The organism is Streptomyces sp. NPDC021225, assembly GCF_044332865.1.
Lineage (GTDB): Bacteria > Actinomycetota > Actinomycetes > Streptomycetales > Streptomycetaceae > Streptomyces.
In genome coordinates, this window is sequence record NZ_JBIRPV010000005.1 from 177,946 (window position 1) to 196,504 (window position 18,559).

The window sequence follows — 18,559 nt, forward strand, 5'->3', positions numbered from 1 at the left end:
CCGGGCCCGGCACGGCGGCAGCGCTCCGCGTACGGCCGACCCCTTCCTCGCCCGGCAATGACGGAAAGGACGTCCATGACCGCAACTCTGGCTCCCCCGGTTCGCATCGGGAAGGCCGCTGTCGCAGCCCTCGGCATGCTGGCAGTCGCCACCGGTGCCCTGGAGTCGGTGGTGACGCCGACGCTCCCGCTCCTGCAACGCGAACTGGATATGAGTCCCGCCGAAGGGGCGTTGCTCAGCATCGTGCTCCTCATCACCGGCGCGCTCGTCACACCGGTCGCAGGCAAGTTAGGCGACCGCTACGGCGGGAAACGGGTCCTGATCCGGCTGATGGCGGTGGTCTGTGCCGGTGGTCTGGTGTCCGCCCTGGCGTCGAACCTGCCGGTGCTGCTGCTCGGTCAGGTCCTGCAAGGGGCGATGGTGGGCGCGCTGCCCCTGTCGTTCATCCTGGTGCGCAAACACCTCCCCGCGGGAGAGTCGAAGGTGGCCATCGGGACGGTCAGCGGGTTGTTCGTGGGCGGCGGGATGGCGGGAACGCTGTCGGCCGGGCCCGTGGCGGAAGGGCTGTCCCGACACTGGATGTTCGCGCTGCCGACGTTCGCGGTCATCGGGGCCACCCTGCTGGTGAACAGGCTGATGCCGGATGATCCGCCGGGCCGGCCGGACGACGGCGGGATCGACTGGCCCGGCCTGGTTCTCCTGAGCGGGACGCTGGTCACGCTCATGCTCGTACTCGCGCTGGCGCCCGACATCGGCTCACAGCCACTCGTGCTCGGCGCCCTCATCGTGGTGCTGGCCGCCTTCGTGACCGGATGGACAGCCGTTGAGCGCCGTGCGGCCTCGCCGATGGTCGATCTGCGCATGCTGGCACGGCCCGCGGTGTGGAAGTCGTGTGTGCTGACGTTCGTGATCTGCGCCGGTACCTCGATGGCGGTCTATCTCGTCCCACAGCTGTTCGCGGTGGACGCCGACGAGTACGGGTTCGGGGCCAGCGCCACCAAGATCGGCTTCTTCCTGCTGCCCGGCGCCGTGGCCGCGTCGCTGGCCGGGCCGATCAGTGGCATCGGGGCGCGGCGTTTCGGCTCGCGTGCCGTGGTCACCACCGGGATCGTCATCATGGTCACCGCCCTGACCGCCCTGGCGGCCGTGCACAGCGAGGTCTGGCACCTCATCATCGGCAAGGCGATGATCGCGCTCGCCAACGGCCTGTGCGTCACGGCGATGGTGACCAGCACCGCCACCTCCGTCGACCAAGGTGACACCGGCATCGCCACCAGCCTGGTCCTGGTGACTCGCGTGCTCGGCTACGCCGTGGGTGCGCAGGTCAGCGGAGCGATGCTCACCGCCGCGACCCCTTCCGGCTCGGATGTCCCGGCCGAATCGGCCTTCGTCACCGGCTTCGTCATAGCCGGCGCCGTCACGGCGCTGTCCCTCCTCGTCACCCGGACCATGAGCAAAGGAGTCAAGGAATGACCCGCACCGAACCGCTGAGAGATATCCGCACCACGCCGAGGCGCAAGGTTCTGATATCCGGGGCCAGCATCGCGGGGCCCGCCCTCGCGTTCTGGCTGAACCGCTACGGGTTCGCCGTCACGGTAGTCGAGAAGGCGGGCACCATTCGTGACGGTGGCTATCCCATCGACGTGCGGGGCACCGCACTCGAGGTCGTCCGGAGGATGGGAATCCTGCCGCGACTGCGGGACGCGCACATCGACCTGGGCCGGCTGACCTTCCTCGACGAGGACGGCGGCAAGGTGGCCTCGGTCAATCCGCACACCCTCACCGGCGGTGTCGCGGGACAGGACCTGGAGGTGCGGCGCGGGGATCTGGCCGGCGCCCTCTACACGGCGGTCCGTGACGACGTGGAGTTCCTGTTCAACGACTCCATCGACACCCTCGACCAGTCCGGCCACGGGGTCGACGTCACCTTCCGCGGGGGTGGCAGGCGTACGTTCGACATGGTGTTCGGCGCGGACGGACTGCACTCACGCACCCGCGAGTTCCTGTTCGGCCCCGAAGAGCAGTTCCACCGGTACCTCGGCTACTGCTTCGCCGGGTTCACCATGCGCAACACCTTCGGGCTCTCCCACGAGGTCATGATGTGGAACGCCCCGGGCACGGCCGCGGCACTCTACGCCGTGGGGGACAACGACGAGGTGCACGCCTTCCTGCCCTTCGCCCACCCGGAACCGCCGTACGACGCGTTCCGGAACCCGGAGGCCCAACGGGACTTGGTCGCCGCGGTCTTCGCCGACGCGAAATGGGAGGTCCCCGGCATGCTTTCCGCCATGCGCGACGCGGATGACCTGTTCTTCGACGCGGTCAGCCAGATCCGCATGCCCCGCTGGTCCAGCGGCAGGGTCGCACTGGTGGGCGACGCCGCGTACGCGCCCTCGTTCCTCACCGGACAGGGCTCCAGCCTCGCGCTCGTCGGCGCGTACATGCTCGCCGTTTCCCTGGCCGACCGGGACCACGCCGCGGGCTTCGCCGCCTACGAACACAACACCCGTGAGTTTGTGACCCTGAATCAGGACCTGGTCGGCGACGGCGACGCCACACTCTTCCCGACCACCGCCCGGGCCCTGAAGCAGCGCAACGACATGCTGCGCAATCTCACCGCCATGCCCCCCGCGGAGGGACGACCGGCCCATTCGGCCCTCACCCTGCCCGAATTCATGCCCATGACGGGAGGAGTCGGCGGTCGGGAAGCCGGTGGCGCAGCTTGGCCCACATCCGGCCTTCGGACCACTCGGTGAAGCGCCGGAAGGCGGTGACGCCCGAGGGGCCGCCCCGCCGGCCGGCGTTCCGGCCGGCGGGGAGGGGCGCGGGCGCGCTCCCCGGTCGGCCGGTCAGATGTCGCGGAAGGTCTCGATCTGCGCGCCGATCGAGTTCAGCCGCTCCGCAAGGTCCTCGTAACCGCGGTTGATCACATACACATTGCGCAGCACCGACGTCCCCGGGGCCGCCATCATCGCCAGCAGCACCACGACCGCGGGCCGCAGCGCCGGCGGGCACATCATCTCGGCCGCCCGCCACCGGGTCGGGCCCTCGACCAGCACCCGGTGCGGGTCGAGGAGCTTGACGTGGGCGCCGAGCCGGTTCAACTCGGTCAGGTAGATGGCCCGGTTGTCGTAGACCCAGTCGTGGATCAGCGTGGAGCCCTGCGCGGACGCGGCGATGGCCGCGAAGAAGGGCACGTTGTCGATGTTGATCCCCGGGAACGGCATCGGGTGGATCTTGTCGATGGGGGCCTGGAGCTTGGAGGGCCGCACGGTCAGGTCCAGCAGCCTGGTGCGGCCGTTGTCCGCCCGGTACTCGGCGCTGCGCTCGTGGTCCAGGCCCATCTCCTCCAGCACGGCCAGCTCGATCTCCAGGAACTCCACCGGCACCCGCCGGATCGTCAGCTCCGACTCCGTCACCACCGCGGCGGCCAGCAGGCTCATCGCCTCCACCGGGTCCTCGGACGGGGCGAAGTCCACGTCACGGTTGATCTCGGCGAGGCCGTGCACGGTGAGCGTGGTGGTGCCCACCCCCTCGACCTTGACCCCCAACTCCTCCAGGAAGAAGCACAGATCCTGGACCATGTAGTTGGGGGAGGCGTTGCGGATCACGGTGACTCCGTCGTGCCGCGCCGCGGCCAGCAGCGCGTTCTCGGTGACGGTGTCGCCGCGCTCGGTCAGCACGATCGCGCGGGTGGGGGCCACCGCGCGGTCCACCCGGGCGTGGTACATCCCGTCCGTGGCGGTCACTTCGAGGCCGAAGTGGCGCAGCGCGGTCATATGCGGCTGCACGGTGCGGGTGCCGAGGTCGCAGCCGCCCGCGTACGGAATCCTGAACTGCCCCATGCGGTGCAGCAGCGGGCCCAGGAACATGATGACGCTGCGGGTCCGGCGGGCCGCCTCGGTGTCCATGGCGGCCAGGTCCAGCTCGGCGGGCGGCACGATCTCCAGATCCGCCCCGTCGTTGATCCAGCGGGTGCGGACGCCGATGCTGCCCAGCACCTCCAGGATCCGGTAGACCTCCTCGATCCGGGCGACCCTTCTCAGGGTCGTACGGCCCGAGTTGAGCAGCGTCGCGCACAGCAGGGCGACGCAGGCGTTCTTGCTCGTCTTGACGTCGATGGCGCCCGAGAGACGACGGCCGCCGACGACCCGCAGATGCATCGGACCCGCGTATCCGAGCGAGACGATCTCACTGTCGAGCGCCTCGCCAATCCTGGCGATCATCTCAAGACTGATGTTCTGGTTGCCTCGTTCAATACGGTTGACCGCGCTCTGGCTGGTCCCGAGCGCCTCCGCGAGCTGCGTCTGGGTCCAGCCACGATGCTGTCGCGCGTCGCGGATGAGCTTGCCGATGCGAGAGAGGTAGTCGTCAGTCATACGGCAGAGGCTATCTCAGATATGAGATGCACGCGCGACGGGAGCGGCGTTCGGGTGAGCGTGTCGGAAGCGGGCCACTCCCGGGAATATTGTTCTACTAGCATGCGAACAACTAATATGCAGGCAGTCGACGAATCGGAGGCAGCCGTGAATGACTCCCAGCGCCGCACCCTGGTGATCGGCCTCCCCTCCGCCCTCGCCTGCGCCGCCGTCCTCACGACCTACGCGGCCCTGCGCGACCGGCTCCCGGATCCGCTCGCCACCCACTTCCCGGCGAGCGGCAAGGCCGACGGCTTCGCCGGCGCGGGCTCGTTCCTCGCGGTGGCCATCACCCTCCTCGCGGTCCAGTGCGCGGTCTTCGCCGTCCTCGCCCATCGCTCGAGCCGGGGCCTCGGCTCGCTGCGCCTGATGGCCGCGTTCGCATACGGGGTGTCGGGGCTGCTGGGCTACGCGTTCCCCGCCACGCTCTTCGTCAATGCCGACGTCCCCGACGCCGCCGACGTCCGCTTCCCGATGTGGCAGCTGGCCGTGGCCCTGGCCTGCGCACTGACCGCCGGAGGGGTGGGCTGGCTGCTGGCCGGGGCGGACGCCGCGCCCGCGCCCGGCCCCGCAGGTGTGCCGCACCGCCTGCCGCTCGGCAACGGCGAGGCCGCCAGCTGGACGCGCACCGTCACCTCACGCGTGCTGCTCGCCGCGGGGCTGGGGCTCGCGGGCGTGGGCGCGGTGCTGGCGTTCACCGTGAACCCCAGGAGCGGGCTGCCGATGGCCGTCGTGGGGGCGATCGCCGTGCTGCTGTCCGGCTGCCGGGTCACCGTCGACCGGCGCGGCCTGACCGTGTCCCCGCCCGTCGTCCGGCTGCCCCGCCTGCGGGTGCCGCTCGGCCGCATAGAGGAGGCCACCAGCCGCCGGGTGGACGCGGTCGGCGACTTCGGCGGCTGGGGCTACCGGATCAGGCCAGGAAGGCGCGGCGTGGTGCTGCGCTCCGGGGACGCGCTGTGCCTGCGGCTGAGCACCGGCAAGGAGTTCGTGGTGACGGTGGACGACGCCCGCACCGCCGCGGCGCTGCTCAACACCCTCGTCGACCGCGCCCTCGCCGAGCGCGGCGGGGACCGTCCGGCGGCGGCGAGCTGACATGCTGTTCACGGTCGACCCCGGCTCCCCGGTCCCGCTCGGCGACCAGATCGCCGCCTCCGTACGCCGCGCCATCGCCGACGGCACGGTCCATCCCGGCGAGCGTCTCCCCGCCGCCCGTGCCCTCGCCGACTCCCTCGGCGTCAATGTGCACACCGTCCTCCGCGGCTACCAGCGCCTGCGCGAAGAGGGCCTGATCGAACTGCGCCGCGGCCGCGGCGCCGTGGTCACCGGAGCCGCCACCTCCGCCGGCCGCGCCCGCCTCGTCGAGGGCGTCCACGGCCTGGTCGGCCAGGCCCGCGCGATCGGGCTCTCCGACGACGAACTGCTGGCCCTGGTGCGGAACGGCCTCGCGGGCGGCGGCTGAGGGCGGGCGATCACTCGTACCGGTGACCGCCCGACCCCGACCCCGTCCCCGCCACGATGCCCGTCACCAGCTCCGCGAAGTCCGCCGCCGGGTCGTGCAGGGCCGCCGCGTGGAGCAGCTCCACGCGGTGCACCAGGCGCGGGGAGACCAGCGGGACCGCGACGAGGCCGGGGGCGCCCTCGGCGGCGGAGTGCGGCAGCAGGGCCAGGCCGTGGCCCGCGGCGGCCAGGGCGAGGAGCGCCCGTACGTCGGTGCCCTCGTACCGCAGCGCCGCGCGGAAGCCGTCGGTGCCGCTCGCGGCGCGCAGCCGGCGCAGCGGGACGGCGGCCTCGGGCGCGTCCAGCCAGCGCGCGTCGGCGAGGTCGGTCAGCCGCAGGCCGAGGCGGCGGGCCAGCGGATGGCCGAGGGGCAGCGGCACGACGAGCGAGCCCTCGGCGACGGCCAGTGCGGACAGCGGGCCGCCGGCAGGCAGCGGCAGCGGGTCGCCGGGCGCCGCAAGACCGTCGGTCAGCCCGAGGTCGAACTGCCCGGCGGCCACCGCCGCGGGGATCTCGCCGCGGCCCAGGACCCGTACGGCCGTCCGCACGCCCGGGTGGGCCCGGCGCGCCTCGGCCAGGGCCGCCGCGACCCGGACCGTCATGGCCAGGGGCGAGGCGCAGAGCGTCAGCCGGGCGGCGGTGGCGCCGGCGAGGCGCTCGACGTCCGCACGGGCCGCGTCCAGCCCGCGCAGCAGCGGGCCCGCGTGCTCCAGCAGCCGAGCGCCCGCCGCGGTCGGCGCCACCGGACGCCGGGTCAGCAGGGGGGTCCGCAGATCGGCTTCGAGCGTGGCGATGTGCTGCGACACGGCCGACGGAGTGAACCCCAGGTCGCGGGCGGCCTCCGAGAAGGACGCGCGGCGGGCCACGGACACGAAGGTGCGGAGCAGGTGCGGATCCATCGCCTCAGTATTCCGGCTCGCGCGGCACCCGATGGCCCGGTCGCCGGGTGGCTGACGCTCAGGGAGCGTCCTTGGCGCGAGCGTTCGAATCCGGGGTGTACGGCGGCCGGCCCACCAGCCGCGCGTACCAGGTGGAGGAGGCCACCAGACGGCCGATCACGAGTCCCGCCACCACGATCAGGAACGCCGCGATGAGCCAGGACAGCAGCGTGAAGACGGGGCCGAGCGGGCCGAAGTCGGCGAGACTGCGGTCCATGGCCCGCGGCATGACCAGACGGGAGGCATAGCCCAGCGCGACGGCGCCGGCGCCCGCGAGCACCGCGCCGGGCAGCAGCGGCAGCCACCCGACCCGGCCGCCCAGCAGCAGGTGCTGGGTCCACCACCACAGCAGGACGGACGACAGCAGGGACAGCACGAGTCCCGAGACGATCCCGGCGCCGAAGCCCCTGCGCAGCGGCGCCTGGACGAACAGCACCGCCAGCCAGACCAGCAGCCACAGCAGCCAGCGCCACGCCGTCACGCGCATCCGCGCCCTGGGCAGGCTCCAGCACCGCTCGCAGACCGTCTGGAGGGCCCGGCTGAAGGCGGTGGCCGCGATCAGCGCCACCACGAGGCCCGCGGCGCCCGAGGGCTTTCTGGTCGTGCCGGACGCGGCGAGGGTCCGGCGCAGCTCCGCCAGCGCCTTGCCGTGTACACCGACGACCGAGCGCACGGAGTCCGCCAGCAGGTTCTTCCATCCCGCCGGGGCGAAGGCCGCCACCGCCATCAGCAGCGGCAGGGCCGTCAGAAACGCCTGGGCGGCCAGCCGGGTGGCGGCCTCCAGGGTGTTGACGGCGAGCAGCCGCTCCATCAGCCGGGCGATCGCCGGTGCCGGGGCGCGCGCCGAGGCCAGGACACTCCGCGCTCTGCCGAACCGGGGTGGCCGGTGTTCGTCTCCGCCGGAACCGGAACTCACCGCCTGCCTCCTGCGTACCAGGCTGCCACCTCGGACGGCCGCGGGAACTCACCGCCGCCACCGCCACCGATAAGGGGCGCGCCACCGATAACGGATGCCGGTGACGCCCGTCCGCAGCCGCCGCGAGGACGCCCAGCAGCGCCAGGACCAAGACGACGATGCCCAGGACGAGCGCCACCGACGCCGGGGTGGGGTGGTTCCACAGGACGAGGGCGAGCGCGCCGCCGGAAATGACGACGCCCGTGGTCCAGCCCCGGTGGGCGTCCAGCCAGCGGCCGGCGCCGCCGGTACGCAGCCCCAAGCGGGCCAGGGACCGGCCGGTGGCGCCGGTGGCGAGCGCGGCCCCCGAGCGCACGGCGCGGGCGCCGCGCCCGGGGCCGTACAGATAGCCCGACACCACGGTGATCACCGCGACGACCAGGATGGTGCGCGTGCTCTCGCGCAGGAACCGCACGAACGTGTCGTAGATGACGGTGGCGGCGTCCGCGGGCAGCGTGGTGGGCGGCACGGAGTCCAGATAGACGCGGCGCAGGACGGCCAGGCCGACGAGCAGCACCAGCATCATCACCGCCACGCCGACGCCCACGCTCATCAGCGCCACCCGGTGCGCGGGGGCCGTCCACACGGCGAGGGCGGCGAGCACGATCGCCGTCACCGGCAGCCAGACGCCCAGGACGTCCAGCAGCCGCATGGCGCTCTGCGCCTTGTCGAGCTTCTGGGTCTTCAGCAGCGGGATCGTCCGCTCGACGGTGGGGATGTGGGCGGCCTTCTGGTAGCCCGCGGCGACCAGCCGGTGTTTGACGTTGTCGATGAGGGTGCCGAGGTCCAGGACGATGGTGTTCCCCCTGGCCTGGACGGCGCTGCTCCCCTCTCCGGTGAGCACCTTCACCACGGCGGCGTGCGCCCGGCGGTTGGCGGCGGTCCACACCTGGGCGAACTGCCGGCTGCGCACCACCTTGGCCACCACGTCGTGCACAGCCGTGGTCAGGGCGGTCCTCAGCGGCTCGGTCAGCAGCTTGGCGCTGTCGGCCACCCGGGGCGGGGCGCCGACCCGGTCCAGGGCTTTGGAGAGCGCGGCGGTGACGCCCGCCACATCGACGTTGGAGACCACGCGCTTGGTGAGCCGGTCGGTCACCGCGTTCTGTACGGCGGGGTCGGAGGCCAGCGGAGCCACGGTCTGGACGTACCGGTCGGTGTCGGTCACCTCCTCGTGCGTCCAGGTGGCGACCACGGCGAGCGGGGCGAGCAGCACGGCCAGCACCAGCAGCACCGACGCGCCGGCGTACCGGAGTCGGCGGTGGCGTACGGCGTGTGCCTTGCGCAGTCGCTCGTACTCCCGGCGCTCGGCGGCGCTCAGCGGAGGCTCGGCGGGGGAGCCGCCGGATGATGCGCCGGCAGATCCTTCGGGAGGTTCGGCCGGAGGGGTGCTCGAGGAGTCCATGCGGTCCTCCTTCGCATGACCCTCATGGTGCGCGGAGGCGCGGAAGATCGCCACGCGGGGCATGGCGGTGCAAGCCCCCCGTGCGGCGGTCCATGTATTAGGGTTATCTTGACATCGAGATATCTGCCAGAAGGCGCACCGCGGCCGCACTGGTAAGGCTTGCCTAAGTAAGCCTGACCTTACCTGATGGGCGAGGGCATGTGACGGCAGGATTGCGGTAGTACGCGCGAGATCATGCATGAAGGAGACAGTCGTGTCGGCGAACAGCTTCGACGCCCGCAGCACGCTCCAGGTGGGCGACGAGTCGTACGAGATCTTCAAGCTGGACAAGGTGGAGGGGTCCGCCCGTCTGCCGTACAGCCTGAAGGTGCTGCTGGAGAACCTGCTCCGCACCGAGGACGGCGCGAACATCACCGCCGACCACATCCGCGCGCTGGGCAACTGGGACCCGAGCGCCCAGCCCAGCCAGGAGATCCAGTTCACGCCGGCCCGCGTGATCATGCAGGACTTCACGGGTGTGCCGTGCGTCGTGGACCTCGCCACCATGCGCGAGGCCGTCAAGGAGCTGGGCGGCGACCCCGCCCGCATCAACCCGCTCGCCCCCGCCGAGCTGGTCATCGACCACTCGGTCATCGCCGACCGCTTCGGCACCCCCGAGGCGTTCACCCAGAACGTGGAGCTGGAGTACGGGCGCAACAAGGAGCGCTACCAGTTCCTGCGCTGGGGCCAGACGGCGTTCGACGAGTTCAAGGTCGTCCCGCCGGGCACCGGCATCGTCCACCAGGTCAACATCGAGCACCTGGCCCGCACCGTCATGGTCCGGGGCGGACAGGCCTACCCCGACACCCTGGTCGGCACCGACTCGCACACCACCATGGTCAACGGCCTGGGCGTGCTGGGCTGGGGCGTCGGCGGCATCGAGGCCGAGGCCGCGATGCTGGGCCAGCCGGTCTCGATGCTCATCCCGCGCGTCGTCGGCTTCAAGCTCACCGGCTCGCTGCCGACCGGCACCACCGCCACCGACCTGGTGCTCACGATCACCGAGATGCTGCGCAAGCACGGCGTGGTCGGCAAGTTCGTCGAGTTCTACGGCGAGGGCGTCTCCTCCATCCCGCTCGCGAACCGCGCCACCATCGGCAACATGTCGCCGGAGTTCGGCTCCACCGCCGCGATCTTCCCGATCGACGTCGAGACCATCAACTACCTGAAGCTCACCGGCCGCAGCGAGCAGCAGCTCGCGCTCGTCGAGGCGTACGCCAAGGTGCAGGGCCTGTGGCTGGACCCGGCCGCCGAGCCGGACTTCTCCGAGAAGCTGGAGCTCGACCTGTCGACGGTCGTCCCGTCGATCGCCGGCCCCAAGCGCCCGCAGGACCGGATCGTGCTGGCCGAGGCCGCGCAGCAGTTCGCCCAGGACATCCGCAACTACGTGGCCGAGGACGAGGAGGCGGGCAAGGAGTCCTTCCCGGCCTCCGACGCCCCCGCGCTCGACCACAACGGCGTGCCGACCAAGCCGACCCCGGTCATCGCCCCCGACGGCAGCCAGTACGAGATCGACCACGGCGCCGTCACCGTCGCCGCGATCACCTCCTGCACCAACACCTCCAACCCGTACGTCATGGTCGCCGCCGCCCTCGTGGCCAAGAAGGCCGTCGAGAAGGGCCTGACCCGCAAGCCGTGGGTCAAGACCACCCTGGCCCCCGGGTCCAAGGTCGTCATGGACTACTACGACCGCGCGGGCCTCACCCCGTACCTCGACAAGCTGGGCTTCAACCTGGTCGGCTACGGCTGCACCACCTGCATCGGCAACTCCGGCCCGCTGCCGGAGGAGGTCTCCAAGGCCGTCAACGAGGCCGACCTCGCCGTCACCTCCGTGCTGTCCGGCAACCGCAACTTCGAGGGCCGGATCAACCCGGACGTCAAGATGAACTACCTGGCGTCCCCGCCGCTGGTCGTCGCGTACGCCATCGCCGGCTCCATGAAGGTGGACATCACCAAGGACGCCCTCGGCACCGACCAGAGCGGCAACCCGGTCCACCTGGCCGACATCTGGCCCTCCGAGAAGGAGGTCGAGGAGGTCGTCGCCTCCGCGATCGGCCAGGAGATGTTCAACACCAGCTACGCCGACGTCTTCGCGGGCGACGCGCAGTGGCAGGCGCTGCCCATCCCGACCGGCAACACCTTCGAGTGGGACCCCGAGTCCACCTACGTCCGCAAGCCCCCGTACTTCGAGGGCATGGCCATGGACCCGGCGCCGGTCCAGAACGTCACCGGCGCCCGGGTGCTCGCCAAGCTCGGCGACTCGGTCACCACCGACCACATCTCCCCGGCCGGCGCCATCAAGGCCGACACCCCGGCCGGCAAGTACCTCACCGAGCACGGCGTCGAGCGCCGCGACTTCAACTCCTACGGCTCGCGCCGAGGCAACCACGAGGTCATGATCCGCGGCACCTTCGCCAACATCCGGCTGCGCAACCAGGTCGCGCCGGGCACCGAGGGCGGCTACACCCGCGACTTCACCCAGGACGGCGCCCCGGTCTCCTTCATCTACGACGCGTCGCAGAACTACCAGGCCGCGGGCGTCCCGCTGGTGATCCTGGCCGGCAAGGAGTACGGCTCCGGCTCCTCCCGCGACTGGGCCGCCAAGGGCACCGCGCTGCTGGGCGTCAAGGCCGTCATCGCCGAGTCGTACGAGCGCATCCACCGCTCGAACCTCATCGGCATGGGCGTGCTGCCGCTCCAGTTCCCGGAGGGCGCCTCGGCGCTCTCGTTGGGCCTGACCGGCGAGGAGACCTTCTCCGTCACGGGCGTCACCGAGCTGAACGACGGCACCACCCCGAGCACGGTGAAGGTCACCACCGACACAGGCGTCGAGTTCGACGCGGTCGTGCGCATCGACACCCCCGGTGAGGCGGACTACTACCGCAACGGCGGCATCATGCAGTACGTGCTGCGTTCGCTGCTCCGCAAGTAAGTCCCGGACGCGAGTCCTTACGGACGGGTCGACGGGCCGCACTCCCCTGCGCGGGGGTGCGGCCCGTTCGCTGTTCGCTGCCGGGATCAGGGGGTATCCGGCGGGGACCTCCGCCCCAGACCCCGGGGTCTATGGCGGAACCCCAGCTTCGGAAAGTCCCGATGTTCTTGAGTAAGAGTTCTGGAGCATATCGACTAGCACAGCCGAGGCATGGGCTTGCGGTGAGTTTGAGACGGCGACACGCCGAAGCGACGGCGTGTCGCCGTCTCATACTCACCACAAAGTCACTGGGCCGTGCGGCGTCATCAGCGGGTCAGCCGGTGTTCTGACCGGTCCCGATGAGGTAGCCGCCGAGTGCGGCGCCCAAGAAAAACGTGGTCAGGACCAGCGGCCCGGCGCATCGCCCCAGGCATGCCACGGTGCGACGCCAGCAGGTGCCCCAGCGTCTGGGGGCGCGGTGCGTGGCGGGCGTCCGGTTGGTGGCGCCGGCGCTGTGGGTCGGGGGCAGCGTGACCGTGCCGCGTGCGTTCGGGGTGCGCACGGGGTCCACACGCCAGTGACGCTCAACGGTCACGAGGAACTGACCATGATTCAGCCCCTGTTGCTGTGCGTGGAGGATGGCCCAGCGCGCGACGGGACCGGGGTTGCTGTCCACTCGCCCCGACGTGGCGGGGCACGCCATGCACTCGGCCAGATAGATCCCGTCCGGCGCTCCTTGTGCGCGTTCGGCGCTGAGTACCAGGTCCGAACCTCTCATGATGGTTCGCGTCACCGCCACGCTCCCGGTTCGAACCGGCAGGGGCGGGTAATGATCTCCCGATAGGTGTAGTGGTCCGGGTTCGCTTTCAGGTGGCCGGTCGCCCACGTGTGCGCGGTGGCCTGGTCGTCGCCGCGCTTCCCTGACTGCTCGCACACCGCGCACTGCATCACGTACGTGAGCGGTTCGGCGTCAGGCTCGGTGTCGGGGATGAGCTGGAACTCACGGAACCGGTAGACAACCCGAGTCATACCCGCCCCCTTCCAGCGCGAGCGCGCCTCTTGCTGTGGTCGGGATGGCGCCTCAGTAACACCGCACAGTCTGTGACCTTGCTCAGGTCTCCCGTTCGACGCGCCGCTTCTTTCTCGCGCTCCAGGCGGGCGCACTCCGCACAGTTCGCGCTCATGAAGCTCCCGCCGTACGCCGCGCCTCTTCCAGCCGTCGCGCTATGTCGCACGACTGGTCGGGCGTGCACGTCTGGCACTCGGCCCGGTGCATGAGGTACGCCGCTTGAAGTTGCTCAATGTCAGCGGCGCGGGGGTGTTCCGAGACTTCACGCTCAGGCACGGCAACCCCCTGCCGGGCAGCGAAGATCTTCCGGGCGTGCCTGCCATTCGCTGTCCCTGTAGACGCCGAAGTGATCGTGCTTGGCGTCGCGCACCAGGGCGCCGTTGTGGATGGCGGCCAGCGTCAGGGGGGCCAGGTCGAGTGACGGGAGGGTAATGCCGCGCATATCCAGCGCCGCACGCAGCTCATCCAGCGCGCGGTGTGTCGCTTGCCTGGGGGTAGGCGTCGGCGGGGGAGCGGTTTCGAAGGTCACGGGTGCCTCCCTGAGGGTCTGGGTAGCCCCAGGGTGACGAAATGCACTAATCATGTCACTGGTAGTTATGGCGCCCGCCAGTGCGAAGTACCAGCGAATGTGTGAGCTACAGGGGTAGACGGACCGCCGTAGCCAACTCGCGCATCTCCGGCGTCAGCGTCCGGCGCTTCTCAACAATTCTCCCGAGGATGTCACGTGCGTACCGCTGATTTGGCAACCACTGCGGGGACGCGACTCTGATTCGCGTCAGTGTGTCGATGGCTTCCGAGTATTCGCGCATCTGCGAGTGGGCGTCAGCGACATCTAGTAGATGCCGGTTACGGTTATTCGAGGTTGGGCTGAGCCGTTTGGCCGGATTGCTGCACGCAATCCGAAGGACCTCGTCCGGATGATCTGACACCATCGCATTTTCGGCACGTTTCAAGTCCACAGTCACAGGTCCAAATGCCCGGAGAAAATCCTCGCTAGGAACTGCTTCCTTTCCCATAGCTACGGCTGCTGACTTAGCCAACCGCAAAGCTGCCTTCGCCTCATCATCCCGGCCATCTCTGATACTGGCCGCTGATACCCGCAACAGAAGCCAACCCCAAGCGGACAACTCATCTGCGGTTGCTCGGGACATGCGTGGCTCAACATCATCGGCCCAACGAATCGCCAGTTCCCGAGCCTCAGTCAATCGCCCCCTCCGCAGGAGTAGCCAACATTGTGTGCTTACGGTGGTAGCTGCATGAAGTGCGTCGGGAGCTGCGTTGAACGCACGGCGTAGAGCGACTTCCGCAGCATCGAACTCGCGGGATTGCGTCAGCAACCAGCCGGTCAATTGCAACAGCCTGGCTCGAACCGACTGTCCAGCCGGTTCGAGTTCCGCAAGTCTGTCTGCGTCTCGCAGCAAGTGCGGGAGAATTGCACGAAGTTCGCTGAAGGCGTCATCCGAGAAGAGAGGGGTAGCGGCGGTCAGCGCGTCCCGCACACCTTCGACGGTTGGTGTTTGGGCAGGTTCCTCGGGGACGCTGAGCGGGTTCAGGACAGCAGCGCTTACGGGCTCCCACTGGTCAGCAGTCGCCGCGTCCGCCGGTTCTTCGGCGTGATCTGTTATCAGGGCCGTTGTGGGAACGCCAACGGCCGCCGCGATCTTGCGTGCGGTCTCCAGCCGGGTGTCCGTGTAGGCCCCCTGTTCCAGCGCTCGAATCCAGGACAGAGACACGCCCGACAGCCGCGCCAACTCCTTCTGTGTCAGTCCAGCGCGCTTCCGTGCCTCTCGGACTCGCCTTGCCAGGTCTGCACTCATGTGTCCAGCGTAGCCCTGGGATTGGGCCACACATGCCCCCGATGTTCCGAACGCTAGACCAGCGCGTAACCCGCAGGCTGCCGTGGTCAGTGGCCTCCTGCGAGTGGCGGCCTCCTCGGTGCCCGGCGGTCAGCGCGGCAACTCGACCTTCACCCGGCCGCAGCCCAGTCGCTCCGCCTCGGCGGCGGCGTAGCGGGGGAGGAGGTTGCGCGGAAGGTCGTCCATGCCGGTGCCGTCGTCCTGGACGAGGAAGATGACCAGACCGGTCTGGCACGAGGTCTGGTACAGAGCCAGGTCCGAGCGGTCGGAAGCGCTGCCTCTCTTGTCGTACTCGCGCCGTCCCATGGTGCTCGCCAGCTCGGAGAGGACCTGGGCGAGCCGCGGGTCCTCGACGGTGACCAGCCGCAGCCGCGCCCGGGTCGCGGCGACACCGAGACCGACGCCGCAGACGCGGGCCGTTCCGGGGCTGTGTGCGAGCAGCGTGCCGTCGAGCTGGTAGCGCTCGTCCTTGGAGAGGGCCAGGCTCAGCCCGTCGATGCCGCAGAGCCGTCGTGGCTCGGTGTTCTTCTGGCGCGGGGTTGCGGGAAGTCTGCCGGGGAGCGGGAGGGTGCCGTCGCAGTGCAGGGCACGCATGGCGCCGTTCGCCAGCCGGACGGTCGCCCGCGCCACCTCATCCCGCCAGCGGGGCTTGTCGCGGGAGCTCATCGGCAGCCTGCCCCAGGACGCGTCGACGACCGCGGGCCCGTCGGAGAGCCTCGCGTCGGCGCAACCGCGGGGGAGCGCCAGCCAGGTCCGGTTCTCCGAGGCCATCCCGACGAATCCCTTGCCGAACGGCACCGCCAGCGGGGAGAGGAAGTCCGCCAGCCAGCCCGTGGTCTGCGGGTCGTACTGCGGGTCGAGCTGGTGGAGCCGGAAGTCGATATGTGCGACGGGGCGGCCGTCGTCCAGCGCCAGGAGCCGGCAGGCGCCCTGGGCATCAGAGGAGCTGTCGTTCCCGTCGCTGGGGCGGATCTCCTCGGCGCGGACCGAGAGATCGTCGCGGAACAACATCTCCGCGTCCTTCTTGGGGAGCGTCCCCCAGCACACGGTCTGTTCCCCGTCCGACCACGAGAGGCCGGTCGTCTGCCAGGCGGTCAGCAGGCCGCCGAGGAGCGCGCCCACGACCCCCACGGAGATCAGCTGACCGGGCCGGGACCGCAGCAGGCCCCAGGCCCGGCGGCCACGCCGCGCCCACCGGCCCTTGCGCACTGCCTCGGTGGCGATGCGGATGTGCTCCTGTCGCCGCAGCTCATCAGGGGTGCTCATGTGGAGTCTCCATGCGGTGTGACGGCGGCGCAGCCGAGGCGCTTGGCCACGGCGGTGGCGTAGCCGGGGAAGACGCGCGACGGGGTGGCGAACGGGGTGGCCTTGGCGATGGCTGTCCTCTCCATGAACATCACCGTCGTACGGCCCGCGCACCCGGTCCGGACGAGCGCGCCATCCGTGTCCGCATAGCCCTGGCCGCGCCAGCCCCGGGCGAGCGGGGCGCCGCCGGTGAGGCCGTCGAAGAGCTTCACCAGCCGGGGCTGGGCGGTCATGGTGAACTGGGCGGCCATGTCCTCGTACCAGCGGACGACGCAGGTCTGCAGGTCGTCGCCGACCGGGCCCACGACGGAGTGCAGGCCCTCCTCGTCCTCCTCGCCACGGCGGGGTGCGGGGCCGAGCCCGTCGATCCGGCAGGCGCCCGGGGAGAAGCTGGTGGCGAAGGTGGTGTCAGGCGCGTGTCCCGGCACGATGGGCGCGGTGAAGCCCAGCGGCTTCTCCGGCGCGCAACCGGCCTTCTCCATACCACGGTTGGCGACCTTGATGAGCACCTGCCCCGCCTTCCACGGCTCGGACGAGACGTTCGGCAGACGGGCGGTGTCGCCTTTATTGTCGCTCTGCACGCCGCTGACGGTCACGACCGAGGGGCGGCCGTCGACATCGCACTTCTCGGGGAGCACCAGCGTGGCGGAGCCCTGGCTGACGAAGCCCGGCAGCCCCTCGGGAAGCTGATCCCTCGCACCGGCGAAGAGCCCGGCCAGCCATGCACGGCGCTTCTTCGCGTCCTTCGGGCCGGTGCCGTAACTGACGGAGATCTTCTCGGGGATGGTCTCGTCGGTGCCGTAAGTCCTGCTCGCGGTGATCGTGCACGAGCCGCGTGGGCGTTCGGGTGTCGGGGCCGTCTCCCGGAAGGCACGGTCGTCCCTCTCAAGGAGGAGCGACGGCTCGTCCTGCTCCGACCAGGCGCCCCAGCAGTATCTCTTCGCGGCGTCGGCGTCGTCGACGGCCCTGATGACCAGCCACCCCGCCACCAGCGCGACGGCGAGTCCGCCCGCCAGCGCCGCGCGTCCTCGCCGGCCCGTCAGGGCGCGGCGCAGCCGTCCGCCACCGGCGTCGGCTCCGGCATCGTCACCGTCGCCTGTCGTCCGTTCGTCCATCTGGTTTCCCCCGAAAGCATGTGTGCCGTAGATCGTATCGGGCGGCACTGACACGTACATCAGAGAAAAGTACTGGACGGGATGTACGGAGTCGGCGGCCGCATCCCGCGCAGGCACACATAGCCCTGGGTGGACAGCTCCAGCCCCGCCGCCAGCCCCACGTCGACCGCCCACTCCTGCTCGGCCGTCAGGCTCGGGACCCGGGCCTCGGCGCCCTCCGGCAGGCTGAGCAGCGCGGCGGTCAGCAGCCGCGTCGCCAGCCGCCGGGAGGTCGCGGCCAGCAGTTCGACCTTGCCGTCGTCGCCGACGTAGCAGTATCCGCTGCCCGCTAGGTCGTCCGAGACGAACAGCCGGCACTGGCGCAGCAGCAACTCGTGGTCGGGCCCGTGCGCCCCGCCCCGGGTGCGGCGGTCCACGGAGTCCATCATGTCCCGCTGCCTGGCGCCGCCCTCGAACACGCCCCCGTCCGGCGCCGGAAGCCGCTCCTTGTTGACGATTCCGCGCATGCGGATGGCAGGGTGCAGGGTGAAACCCGCCTGCCTGTACGTGGCGGCCGCCCGCGGGTCCTCGGAGCCGACGATGATCCCGCGCAGACACGCCCGCCCGTACGCGAGCGCCGCCGCCAGCAGCTCACGGCCGAGGCCGCGCCCCTGCGCCCTCGGCAGCACCGCGAACAGCGCCAGCCCCCAGGTGCCCTCCCGTCTGTGGGACAGCGCCGTGCCGACCGGCATCCCGTCGTCGTCCACGGCGAGCCAGCAGCCGCCGGGGTCGGTGCGGGCGAGGTGCCGGTTGCGGCCGTGGACGGAGGCGATGCGGCGCGGCGGCCACTCGTCGTCGGTCTCGCCGAGGAGGGCGCGGGAGGTGCCGAAGGCGGCGGCGGCCACGGTACGTACCGCCTCGGCGTCCTCCTCGGTGTCACGTAGCCGGCGGACAATCATGTGTCCATGATGGCGGTCCGCTTGGCGGGCGCGCGAAACCTCGTTGTCGGTCGTGTGGACGTGGCTTGGTCGACCCGGAAACGCGACAACGTTGTCAAAAGGGCTGTAGAGATCAG

15 protein-coding genes and 1 pseudogene are annotated in these 18,559 nt (G+C 70.6%); 6 read left to right on the plus strand and 10 right to left on the minus strand.

Features of this window, described 5'->3' with window-relative positions; genetic code table 11:
* The first annotated feature begins 75 nt into the window (after positions 1–75).
* Positions 76–1,473 carry an MFS transporter gene (locus ACH4S9_RS22985; RefSeq protein ID WP_398373707.1) on the plus strand — a complete coding sequence of 466 codons (1,398 nt, stop codon included), beginning with the start codon at positions 76–78 and terminating at the stop codon, positions 1,471–1,473.
* Positions 1,470–2,675, plus strand: a pseudogene (locus tag ACH4S9_RS22990) (FAD-dependent monooxygenase); the annotation flags it as partial. The gene ACH4S9_RS22985 and the pseudogene ACH4S9_RS22990, both read left to right, overlap by 4 nt.
* Positions 2,676–2,849: 174 nt before the next feature.
* Here the strand turns inward: ACH4S9_RS22990 and ACH4S9_RS22995 are convergent.
* Positions 2,850–4,379 carry a UDP-N-acetylglucosamine 1-carboxyvinyltransferase gene (locus ACH4S9_RS22995; protein WP_311723707.1) on the minus strand — a complete coding sequence of 510 codons (1,530 nt, stop codon included), beginning with the start codon at positions 4,377–4,379 and terminating at the stop codon, positions 2,850–2,852.
* Between the two features lie 147 nt (positions 4,380–4,526).
* Here ACH4S9_RS22995 and ACH4S9_RS23000 point away from each other — a divergent pair, with 147 nt between their 5' ends.
* Both ACH4S9_RS23000 and ACH4S9_RS23005 read left to right on the plus strand, forming a co-directional pair.
* On the plus strand, positions 4,527–5,510 hold the full coding sequence (locus ACH4S9_RS23000; protein WP_398373708.1) for a hypothetical protein: 984 nt from the start codon (positions 4,527–4,529) through the stop codon (positions 5,508–5,510).
* A 1-nt stretch (position 5,511) separates the two neighbouring features.
* Positions 5,512–5,877: a GntR family transcriptional regulator gene (locus ACH4S9_RS23005; protein WP_398373709.1), complete on the plus strand. Its 366-nt coding sequence runs from the start codon at positions 5,512–5,514 to the stop codon at positions 5,875–5,877.
* Positions 5,878–5,887: 10 nt separating this feature from the next.
* Here ACH4S9_RS23005 and ACH4S9_RS23010 read toward each other — a convergent pair whose 3' ends face one another.
* Together ACH4S9_RS23010 and ACH4S9_RS23015 are read right to left on the minus strand one after the other, a co-directional pair.
* Entirely contained in the window at positions 5,888–6,814 is a 927-nt protein-coding gene (locus tag ACH4S9_RS23010; protein WP_398373710.1) for a LysR family transcriptional regulator, read from the minus strand.
* 58 nt (positions 6,815–6,872) lie between these two features.
* Positions 6,873–7,769, minus strand: coding sequence for a ribonuclease BN (locus tag ACH4S9_RS23015; RefSeq protein ID WP_385346153.1), 897 nt, complete (start codon positions 7,767–7,769; stop codon positions 6,873–6,875).
* A gap of 94 nt (positions 7,770–7,863) precedes the next feature.
* Between ACH4S9_RS23015 and ACH4S9_RS23020 the strand changes: the two genes are divergently transcribed.
* Positions 7,864–9,156 (plus strand): hypothetical protein, encoded by a 1,293-nt coding sequence (locus ACH4S9_RS23020; protein WP_398373711.1) that lies wholly within the window; start codon positions 7,864–7,866, stop codon positions 9,154–9,156.
* A gap of 307 nt (positions 9,157–9,463) precedes the next feature.
* Entirely contained in the window at positions 9,464–12,181 is a 2,718-nt protein-coding gene (acnA, locus tag ACH4S9_RS23025) for an aconitate hydratase AcnA (protein ID WP_398373712.1), read from the plus strand.
* A gap of 313 nt (positions 12,182–12,494) precedes the next feature.
* Here the strand turns inward: acnA and ACH4S9_RS23030 are convergent, their stop codons facing one another.
* The 7 genes from ACH4S9_RS23030 to ACH4S9_RS23060 form a co-directional block, all read right to left on the minus strand.
* Entirely contained in the window at positions 12,495–12,953 is a 459-nt protein-coding gene (locus ACH4S9_RS23030; protein ID WP_311723699.1) for a hypothetical protein, read from the minus strand.
* Entirely contained in the window at positions 12,950–13,189 is a 240-nt protein-coding gene (locus ACH4S9_RS23035) for a hypothetical protein (protein ID WP_385346145.1), read from the minus strand. The genes ACH4S9_RS23030 and ACH4S9_RS23035 overlap by 4 nt, the downstream gene beginning before the upstream one ends.
* Before the next feature lie 308 nt (positions 13,190–13,497).
* Complete coding sequence (locus tag ACH4S9_RS23040; RefSeq protein WP_311723697.1) at positions 13,498–13,758, minus strand: hypothetical protein; 261 nt, start codon at positions 13,756–13,758, stop codon at positions 13,498–13,500.
* A 106-nt stretch (positions 13,759–13,864) separates the two neighbouring features.
* Positions 13,865–15,046: a helix-turn-helix transcriptional regulator gene (locus ACH4S9_RS23045; RefSeq protein WP_311723696.1), complete on the minus strand. Its 1,182-nt coding sequence runs from the start codon at positions 15,044–15,046 to the stop codon at positions 13,865–13,867.
* Between the two features lie 129 nt (positions 15,047–15,175).
* Positions 15,176–16,351: a hypothetical protein gene (locus tag ACH4S9_RS23050; RefSeq protein ID WP_398373713.1), complete on the minus strand. Its 1,176-nt coding sequence runs from the start codon at positions 16,349–16,351 to the stop codon at positions 15,176–15,178.
* A complete protein-coding gene (locus ACH4S9_RS23055; RefSeq protein ID WP_361186226.1) occupies positions 16,348–17,505 on the minus strand; it encodes a hypothetical protein in 1,158 nt (385 codons plus the stop codon). The genes ACH4S9_RS23050 and ACH4S9_RS23055 overlap by 4 nt, the downstream gene beginning before the upstream one ends.
* Positions 17,506–17,564: 59 nt before the next feature.
* Positions 17,565–18,443 carry a GNAT family N-acetyltransferase gene (locus ACH4S9_RS23060; RefSeq protein ID WP_398373714.1) on the minus strand — a complete coding sequence of 293 codons (879 nt, stop codon included), beginning with the start codon at positions 18,441–18,443 and terminating at the stop codon, positions 17,565–17,567.
* Positions 18,444–18,559: the final 116 nt, after the last annotated feature.